Source organism: Mesorhizobium sp. M1E.F.Ca.ET.063.01.1.1 (assembly GCF_003998155.1).
GTDB lineage: Bacteria > Pseudomonadota > Alphaproteobacteria > Rhizobiales > Rhizobiaceae > Mesorhizobium.
Map to the genome: position 1 here is coordinate 1 of NZ_RZSC01000217.1, position 8,469 is coordinate 8,469.

Annotated in this window: 10 protein-coding genes; 4 read left to right on the forward strand and 6 right to left on the reverse strand. The window is 63.5% G+C overall.

Annotated features, from left to right (window positions below; genetic code table 11):
- The 4 genes from EOA29_RS16905 to EOA29_RS16920 all read left to right on the forward strand — a co-directional run.
- Positions 1-807, forward strand: an 807-nt coding sequence (locus EOA29_RS16905; protein ID WP_127221173.1) for a substrate-binding domain-containing protein, incomplete at its 5' end; no start/stop codon positions are given.
- A 241-nt stretch (positions 808-1,048) separates the two neighbouring features.
- Entirely contained in the window at positions 1,049-2,413 is a 1,365-nt protein-coding gene (locus EOA29_RS16910; protein ID WP_126091563.1) for a sugar ABC transporter permease, read from the forward strand.
- Positions 2,414-2,488: 75 nt separating this feature from the next.
- The gene (locus EOA29_RS16915; RefSeq protein WP_126091564.1) at positions 2,489-3,286 is read left to right on the forward strand and encodes an ATP-binding cassette domain-containing protein; all 798 of its coding nucleotides are present in this window, start codon (positions 2,489-2,491) and stop codon (positions 3,284-3,286) included.
- A 130-nt stretch (positions 3,287-3,416) separates the two neighbouring features.
- The gene (locus EOA29_RS16920) at positions 3,417-5,060 is read left to right on the forward strand and encodes a CHASE domain-containing protein (protein ID WP_126091565.1); all 1,644 of its coding nucleotides are present in this window, start codon (positions 3,417-3,419) and stop codon (positions 5,058-5,060) included.
- 91 nt (positions 5,061-5,151) lie between these two features.
- Here the strand turns inward: EOA29_RS16920 and EOA29_RS16925 are convergent, their stop codons facing one another.
- The 6 genes from EOA29_RS16925 to EOA29_RS16945 form a co-directional block, all read right to left on the reverse strand.
- Positions 5,152-5,397, reverse strand: a complete 246-nt coding sequence (locus EOA29_RS16925) for a YMGG-like glycine zipper-containing protein (protein ID WP_027166589.1) — start codon at positions 5,395-5,397, stop codon at positions 5,152-5,154.
- Between the two features lie 89 nt (positions 5,398-5,486).
- Positions 5,487-5,807 (reverse strand): hypothetical protein, encoded by a 321-nt coding sequence (locus EOA29_RS16930; protein ID WP_126091566.1) that lies wholly within the window; start codon positions 5,805-5,807, stop codon positions 5,487-5,489.
- A 110-nt stretch (positions 5,808-5,917) separates the two neighbouring features.
- The gene (locus EOA29_RS41460) at positions 5,918-6,088 is read right to left on the reverse strand and encodes a hypothetical protein (protein ID WP_189350494.1); all 171 of its coding nucleotides are present in this window, start codon (positions 6,086-6,088) and stop codon (positions 5,918-5,920) included.
- Positions 6,089-6,335: 247 nt separating this feature from the next.
- Positions 6,336-7,364 carry a sensor histidine kinase gene (locus EOA29_RS16935; RefSeq protein ID WP_126091567.1) on the reverse strand — a complete coding sequence of 343 codons (1,029 nt, stop codon included), beginning with the start codon at positions 7,362-7,364 and terminating at the stop codon, positions 6,336-6,338.
- 168 nt (positions 7,365-7,532) lie between these two features.
- Complete coding sequence (locus tag EOA29_RS16940; protein WP_126091568.1) at positions 7,533-7,697, reverse strand: DUF1328 domain-containing protein; 165 nt, start codon at positions 7,695-7,697, stop codon at positions 7,533-7,535.
- A 190-nt stretch (positions 7,698-7,887) separates the two neighbouring features.
- Positions 7,888-8,469 (reverse strand): response regulator (locus EOA29_RS16945; RefSeq protein WP_145969690.1); only part of this gene is annotated, 582 nt, incomplete at its 5' end.

Sequence of the window (8,469 nt, forward strand, 5' to 3'; positions counted from 1 at the left end):
ATCTCGCAGGGTGCCAATTCGCTGATCATCCTGGCGCAGGACGCCTCGGCGATCGGGCCGGCGGTGCAGAAGGCGCTCGACGAGGGCATTCCGGTGGTTGGCTACGACCGCCTGATCGAGAACAAGGACGTGTTCTACCTGACCTTCGACAACAAGGAAGTCGGCCGCATGCAGGCCCGCGAGGTGTTCAAGGCCAAGCCCGAAGGCAACTATGTCTTCATCAAGGGCTCGGGCTCCGATCCGAACGCCGATTTCCTGTTCTCGGGCTCGATGGAAGTGCTGAAGGAAGCCATCGACAGCGGCAAGGTCAAGAATGTCGGCGAGGCCTATACGGATGGCTGGCTGCCCGCCAACGCCCAGAAGAACATGGAGCAGTTCCTGACCGCCAACGACAACAAGGTCGACGCCGTCGTGGCCGCCAATGACGGCACTGCCGGCGGCGTCGTCGCGGCGCTGACGGCCCAGGGGTTGGCCGGCACCGTTCCGGTCTCCGGCCAGGACGGCGACCATGCCGCGCTCAACCGCATCGCGCTCGGCACGCAGACCGTGTCGGTGTGGAAGGACGCGCGCGAGCTCGGCAAGAACGCCGCCGAGATCGCCTCGCAGCTCGCCGACGGCAAGAAGATGACCGACATCGCCGGCGTCAAGGACTTCACCACACCTGGCGGCAACACCGTCAAGTCGCTGTTCCTGACGCCGGTCGCGATCACCAAGGACAATCTCAACGTCGTCATCGATGCGGGCTGGATCAAGAAGGACGAAGTCTGCGCCGGCGTTGCCGCCGGCAGCGTCGCGGTCTGCAACTGATCCGACTGCAAGCTATCAAACGCAGCGCCGCGGCCCAAAACCGCGGCGTTTCTCCAAAGGCTCCCGGCTTCGACGAAGCCGGGAGCCACCGGAGCAGTTCACCGCCTGGCAAAATCGCCGAACTGCCCCGACCGTTTGTTTCCACGCAATTCCGCGCGGAAGTCCGTTACGTGCTTCCTGGAATTGCCCTAGCATCGTGGCCCGGCATCCGCGCCAGACGGCAGGCCGGTGGGAGGAGATCATGACCGATACGACCTCTGAAACGCCGGCCAACCCGGCCGCGGATCGCGCGCGGGCATCTGAACTCAGCGCCATCGGGCGCTTTCTCAAGGCGACCGAGCTCGACACGCGCATGCTCGGCATGGTCGGCGCGCTGCTGATCATCTGGATCGGCCTGCACGTCATTTCGAGCCTGCGGCTCGGCGTCAATCCGCTCGATTTCGACAGCCGCACGTTTCTCACACCGCGCAATCTCTGGAACCTGTCGGTGCAGACCTCGGCCGTGGCCATCATGGCCTCCGGCATGGTGCTGGTCATCGTCATGCGCAATATCGACCTCTCCGTCGGCTCGGCCGAGGGATTGATCGGCATGGTCATGGGCTTTGCCCAGGTGCATTTCCTGGTGCGGATGGTCGGGCTCGAGCTCGGCAATCCGTGGATCTGGGTGCTGGCGCTGGCCATCGGCCTGGCGCTCGGCCTGCTGATCGGCGCCTTCCAGGGCTTCGTCATCGCCTATCTCGAAGTGCCGGCCTTCATCGTGACGCTGGGTGGGCTGTTGGTATGGCGCGGCGCCGCCTGGTGGGTCACCAGCGGCCAGACGGTCGCGCCGCTCGACGCCACCTTCCAGCTGATGGGCGGCGGGCCGGCGGGCTCGATCGGCGCCAAATGGAGCTGGGCCGTCGGCGTCGTCGCCTGCCTGGCGGTGGTGTTTGCGCTGTTCCATGGCCGCGTACAGCGCAAGCGCTTCCGCTTCCCGCTGCGCCCGATCTGGGCCGAGACGCTGCTCGGCGCGGTCACCTGCGCGGTCATCATGGGCGCGGTGTGGCTGGCCAATTCCTATCCATGGCCGGTCGGTATCGTGAACCGATACGCCGCCGCCAACAACATTACCGTTCCCGAGGGCGGGCTGTTCATCGCTCACGGCATCGCCATTCCGGTGCTGATGGCGGTGGCGGTCGGCCTGATCATGACCTTCATCACCAAGCGCACCCGCTTCGGCCGCTATGTCTTCGCCATCGGCGGCAATCCGGAGGCGGCGAACCTTGCCGGCATCAACACGCGCTGGATCACCATGAAGGTGTTCATGATCATGGGCGTGCTGGCGACGATCGCCGCGGCGATCTCGTCGGCCAGGCAGAATTCATCGACCAACGCGCTCGGCACGCTGGACGAGCTCCTGGTCATCGCCGCGGCGGTGATCGGCGGCACTTCGCTTGCCGGCGGTTCGGGAACCGTGCTCGGCGCCATGCTGGGCGCGCTTTTGATGCAGTCGCTGCAGTCCGGCATGGTGCTGCTCGGCGTCGACTCACCACTGCAGAGCATCGTCGTCGGCGCCGTGCTGGTCATCGCCGTCTGGCTCGACACCATCTACCGCAAACGGGTCTGAGCATGATCCCGCAAAGTGGAAACCGGTTTGCGGAAAAGATCATGCCCGAAGTCAGGCATTAGGGAGGAGGAGAAAATGGCAGAGAACGCTTCCACCGGTGATCCGCTGGTCGACATGCGCAACATCTCGATCGCCTTCGGCGGCATCCGCGCCGTCGACGACGCGTCCATCGATCTCTTTCCAGGCGAAGTGGTGGCGCTGCTTGGCCATAACGGTGCGGGCAAGTCGACGCTGATCAAGATCCTGTCCGGCGCCTACAAGCGCGATGCGGGTACGATCTTCGTCAACGGCGAGGAAGCATCGATCTCCAACCCGCGCGATGCCAAGAAATACGGCATCGAGACGATCTACCAGACGCTGGCGCTTGCCGACAATGTCGACGCCGCCGCCAATCTTTTCCTCGGTCGCGAATTGATGACCGCCTGGGGCACGCTAGACGACGTCGCCATGGAGGCCGAGGCGCGCAAGGTGATGGGCCGGCTCAATCCGCGTTTCCAGCGCTTCAAGGAGCCGGTGATCAAGCTGTCGGGCGGACAAAGGCAGTCGGTGGCGATCGCCCGCGCGATCCTGTTCAATGCCCGCATCCTGATCATGGACGAACCGACCGCGGCGCTCGGTCCCCAGGAGACGGCCCAGGTCGGCGAACTGGTGCGGCAGCTCAAGGCCGACGGCATCGGCATTTTCCTGATCAGCCACGATATCCATGATGTATTCGAGCTCGCCGACAGGGTCTGTGTGATGAAGAACGGCCAGGTCGTCGGCACGGCGCGCACCGGCGACGTGACCCAGGACGAGGTGCTCGGCATGATCATCCTCGGCAAATGTCCGCCGGGCGCTATTCCGGGTCCAGGAGCGTTGAAAATCGCGGCTTGACGCTGAAAATTAGCCGGCAAATAGACCGTTGGTCGATGCGCCGACAGCCGCGATGGCTTGGCCCCGCCATTGTATTAGTCCGGCGACTTGCCCATAAAGATGGTCAAGCATCCATGGGCCGCACCCTGCATTGAAAAAGCTTTTTCCGATCGTCGCTTTCATCGCCGTCGCGCTGATCAGCCTGACGATGGCGGGGTTCGCCTATTTCGCGACCCAGGAGGCGGCGCGCATCAAGTTCGAAGGGACGGCCGACGATGCTCTCAACCGCATCGAGAGCCGCATCGACCTGCATCTGTCGCTGCTGCGCTCGACACGGGCACTGTTCGATGCCCGCAACGGCGACATCAAGCGCGGCGAGTTCAACGCCTTCTTCACCGCGCTCGACATCAGCGATAATTTCGCCGGCCTGCGCGGCGTCGGCTTCCTGAGGCTGGCCAAGACCGGCGACGGGGCCGCCGTCGAACGCGACATCCTGCGCGATCACGGTTCGGCCCATCCGATCTATCCAGCCACCACGCAGCAGCAATGGCGCGCACCCATCGTGCTTTTCGAGCCGCTCGATACATCCAATCAGTCGATCCTCGGCTTCGACATGTTCAGCGAGCCGGTAAGGCGGGCGGCGATCGAGAAGGCGATGGCGGACGACCAGCAGCATGCCAGCGGCCTTGTCCAACTCGGCCAGGGCGCCGACGTGACGCAGACCTTCCCCGGATTCCTGGTGTTCGTGCGGCTGAACGTGGAAACGGCGCCGGACGTCATCAATGCCAGCCGCTCCTCGACCGCGGGCTTTCTTTACGCCGCCTTCCGCGCGCGCGACCTGTTCCAAGTGGCGCTCAGCAAGACACCGCTGCTGCCGGTCAACGTCGAGATCTATGACGGCAAGCCGAACGCCGACAATCTTCTGTTCCGCTCAGAGGCTCCGCCGGCCGAATCGCTTGGCGAGAAGCTTGTCGCGCGCCGGGATATCGTCGTGGCCGGCCGCCCCTGGACTATTCTGTTTCGGCCGACGAGCGCTTTTTCGCTGCCTTCCTCGCGCGCCATTCCGGTGATGCTCGGGCTGTTCGGCCTGCTGCTTGCCGGGGCGATCGCCTTGGTGGCCCGCTATCAGGAGCGCGCCTATGAGGCAAAGTCGCTGCTGCATGAGGCGACGGAGAAGAGCCTGCTGGAAAAGGACCTCATCCTGCAGGAGATGAAGCACCGCATCAAGAATTCGATCACAAGGGTTCTGGCGATCGCGCGGCAGACTGCTTCCCAGGCCACCGACGTGAAGGAATTTTCGGCATCGTTTTCGGCGCGGCTGCAGGCGATGGCGGCTTCACAGGACATGCTGACACGCTCGCGCTGGCAGAAGGCGGACCTTGGCGATCTTCTGCGCATCGAACTCGGGCAGGTGTTCGGCAAGGAGCTTCCCGAAGGCATCTTGTCGGGACCGGAAGTGCTGCTCGACGAGACGACGACGCAGGCGCTTGGCCTGACCTTTCACGAGCTTGCCACCAACGCGCTGAAGTATGGCGAGGCCGGCAGTTCGGCCAATTCGCTGAAGGGACAATGGGCGCTGAAAGTCGATTGGGCGGTCGAACGACGTAACCGAGAGCAGACCCTGGTGCTCAACTGGCGCGAGGCGGGGCATAAAAAGCTGGAGGCGCCGGCAAAGACCGGCTTCGGCACCAAGCTGATCGATCTCAATGTCACGCGCGAATTGCGCGGCACGATCAAGCGCGATTTCCAGGCCGACGGCCTGAAGGTGGAAATAAGGATTCCGCTGACCGCGTGAACAGCCAATGCCTGCCGGATCTCCGGTCAGGCGCAAAGAAAGGGAGGCCGCAAGGATCGGCCTCCCTTCAAGTCTTCGAAAAATCGCGAAATCAGTTGCAGCGGGCGGTGTAGATCCGGCCGCGATGATCGCGATATTGGCAATAACCGTTGCGCAGGTTGCGGACCAGCAGGCCGGATCCGGCGCCGACAGCCGCGCCGATCAGCGCGCCCTTGCCGCCGCCGACCAAGCCGCCCACGCCGGCGCCGATCAAGCCGCCGCCAACCACATCCTGCTCGGTTGTGGTGCAGCCGCTGACAGCGACCACGGCAACCATGGCAATGATCATCTTCCGCATAAAATTGCTCCTCACTTTTGTCCTCACTTTCGGCAGTGCCGTCCGCCATTTAGCATGAAAAAACCGGATTTGCCTGCCCGATCTTACTGTTAGTGAAGATAGTCTTTTTCGGGGCGCGCGCCGTTAGACGCGACAAGCGTGCCGGAGACCTCCAGCGACGCCACAAGCGTGCCGTCGGGACGCACGCTCCAGAGGAGCTGATCGTAATCGTCCTCGAGCGCCGGATCGACGGCTAGGCACTCGCCCATTATACGCGGCATCCGACCTCGCAGGTCGCCCAGCGCGAAGGGCCGTTCGGCGGTGCAAGCCTCAAAAGTCTCGAAGACGCTGACCGGCACCGGCAGTTCGCGGCATTCGGTCATGGTGTCCGAGCAGCCGATGACGAGGAGCAATGCGGCGATGTGTTCCACGGGTGAATCCCCCCTGCCGCAAAGAACGATTCTCGCCGCTCAAAAGTTCCTGCACCGATGTGGCCGCGATGCGCGAACCCTTGGCGCTCTTGATCGGAATATCCGGCGGATCAGCTCAACTGCCACGCCGCCGCCAGCACCAAGGCGGCAAGGAGCGCGACGGCGCCGAGGCGAAGCGTAAGATGCGAGGAGCGGGGCGAGGGCGGTGCCTCGGCGTCCTGAAAGCCGCTCATCGAGACGCGGGCGGCCTGCTCCAATCTGTTCATATCGGCGACCATCATTTCAATCCTCCCAAATCGCGTGCCAGATCATCTGACTGGGCGCGGCTGGGCTTCCGACACACTTGGGCGGTTCAGCGCTTGACGTCGCCGACCCGCTCCAAGTGCTTGTTTTTACGCAGGCTCCGGATGGAAAGCCGCTGTGCGCCTTTCCTCGAGTTGCTTTTAGCCGGGAACAGAATCGGACTTTATGGTGAACAGCGGGTTAAGGGCCGCTGCCGGCGGACGGTCGCAGCCGCAATGGCGGCGGTCAGTCCGTCTCGAAGTTGCCGCGCGGGATCGTGAGGCGATATTCGAGATTGCCCTTATCGATCTCGAGCGTGGCGGAGCCGTTGAGCGAGGTCGGAACCACGCGTTCGAGAGCGACGCTGCCGAAGCGCTTTTCGTTGCGCCGGCCGGCGCCGATCCGCTCCGTCCATACCAGCAAAAGGTCAGGCGAAGTCTCGCTGCCGGCCGCTATCCTGGCGCTTACCTTGACCTGACCGTCAGGCTGCGACAGGGCGCCATAACTTACCGAGTTCACGGCGAGTTCATGCATGGCCAGCCCGATATGCAGTGCGGCGTTTGGGTTGAGGTAGGGGTTTTCGCCGTCGAAACGCAGGCTGCGCTTGGGATCGGCGCTGTAGCGGCCGACCTGACCGAATACGAGTTCCTGAAGCGCCGCTCCCCGCCAGTTGGAGGACGTCACCAGATCCTGAGACGAGGCGAGCGACTGAAGGCGGCCGCGAAAGCGCGTCAGGAAGTCGGCAAGCGTCTCCGAGTAGCGCCCGGTCTGGGTGGCGATGCTCTGGATGATGGCCAGAAGGTTCTTCGAGCGATGGCTGACTTCCCGCAGCAGCGTCTTCAGCGTCTGTTCGCGGCGTTTCTGCTCCGTCGTCTCGACCATGGTGGTGACAACACCCTGGACTTCGCCGGAGTCGCTGCGATCGGCATCGATCCAGATATGGAACCAGCGCACGCCGTCACTGTCGGGGATGCCGAGCTCGAGGCGGTCCGCGTTGCCGGTTTCAACCACTTTGCGTTTGGCCGCGCCTATCCGCTCGGCCTGCGCGGGGGAGAGCAAATTCTTGCCGTCGGCCGTCTCGGATGCCCACGGAGCTCGCATGTTGCGGGCCCAGACGGTCCTCATTTCGCGATCCTGATAGAGGACCGAAATTCCAGCATTGTGAAGCGCGTGGAGCAGGGCGCGTCCAACCTGCATCCCGCTTTCCGCCGGATGCATCGCTATCACCTCGTCATTGCGCTTGTCGGCGTTCTTGTCTGAAGCCTTGGACCGCATGCGATACTTCCCGCACCCAGGCTGAAAGGTTCTTGCGACTGGCTACCAGGCTGGACGCGCGAGCCTCAGATAGCGGTCCGCCGGACGACGTCCTTTTGGGGACACCGCCCGGCGGTGGCTGGAAACCGTTTGAGGGGTGCGGCTTCCAGTGTTCGAAAACTCCCCGCGTCAGGTTCTCCTGACGAGGCCGGCGATCAGCGAAATCACCAGGAAGGCAAGGAAGATGAAGAACAATATCTGCGCGATGCCTGCCGATGTGCCGGCAATGCCGCCGAACCCAAGCGCGCCGGCGATGATCGCAACCACAAGAAAAACGAGCGCCCAGTACAGCATGATACGTCTCCTTCTATCGACCTGAAAACGTGGCCGAATGGCGTTTGTTCCACCAATCGCGGAAAAAGACGATCCCCCCGGAAGCGCTTTTTCGCCCAAAGCTTCGCCAGCGATCGGACGAGCTTCCGCGCGCGGTTTATGCAAGGCACAGGCCTTACGCAAAGCCTTGATCGTCAGGGCCTGCAGGCGGTCAGGCCGCGGCCTTTGCCTGCCGGTCAAAGAAGAGCGCCTGGCTGATCAGGGCCTTGACCATATCGGGATTGAACGGCTTGGTCACCAGGAACGCCGGTTCCGGACGCTCGCCAGTGAGCAGGCGTTCCGGGAAGGCGGTGATGAAGATCACCGGCACCGGCGTTGAAGACAGGATCTCGTTTACGGCCTCGATGCCCGAGCTGCCGTCGGCTAGCTGGATGTCGGCCAGAACCATTTTCGGACGCGTCCTGCCAAATATGGCCACCGCCTCGGCATGCGTGCGCGCAGTGCCGACAACGCGGTGCCCGAGGCTTTCGACCATCTCCTCGATGTCCATGGCTATCAGCGGCTCGTCCTCGATGATCAGCACATCGGTCGCGACCTGGCGGGAAATCTCGCTGCTTGCCTGGGCAAGCAATTCGGAGAACTCCTGCTCGTCGGCATCGAGGATTTCCGCCGCTTCGTCCTCGCTGAAACCCTCCACGGCAACCAGCAGGAACGCCTGCCTCGGCCGCGGCGCGATCGCGTTCAGATTGGCGGCGGCCCGCTGCTCCCAGGCGGTCTGCGCATGCTCCTGCGG

Bases quoted from the DNA above. Each gene is read 5' to 3' on its own strand.
- EOA29_RS16910 (WP_126091563.1), top strand. From the start codon at position 1,049: ATGACCGATACGACCTCTGAAACGCCGGCCAACCCGGCCGCGGATCGC.
- EOA29_RS16915 (WP_126091564.1), top strand. From the start codon at position 2,489: ATGGCAGAGAACGCTTCCACCGGTGATCCGCTGGTCGACATGCGCAAC.
- EOA29_RS16925 (WP_027166589.1), bottom strand. From the start codon at position 5,397: ATGCGGAAGATGATCATTGCCATGGTTGCCGTGGTCGCTGTCAGCGGC.
- EOA29_RS41460 (WP_189350494.1), bottom strand. From the start codon at position 6,088: ATGATGGTCGCCGATATGAACAGATTGGAGCAGGCCGCCCGCGTCTCG.
- EOA29_RS16935 (WP_126091567.1), bottom strand. From the start codon at position 7,364: ATGCGGTCCAAGGCTTCAGACAAGAACGCCGACAAGCGCAATGACGAG.
- EOA29_RS16940 (WP_126091568.1), bottom strand. From the start codon at position 7,697: ATGCTGTACTGGGCGCTCGTTTTTCTTGTGGTTGCGATCATCGCCGGC.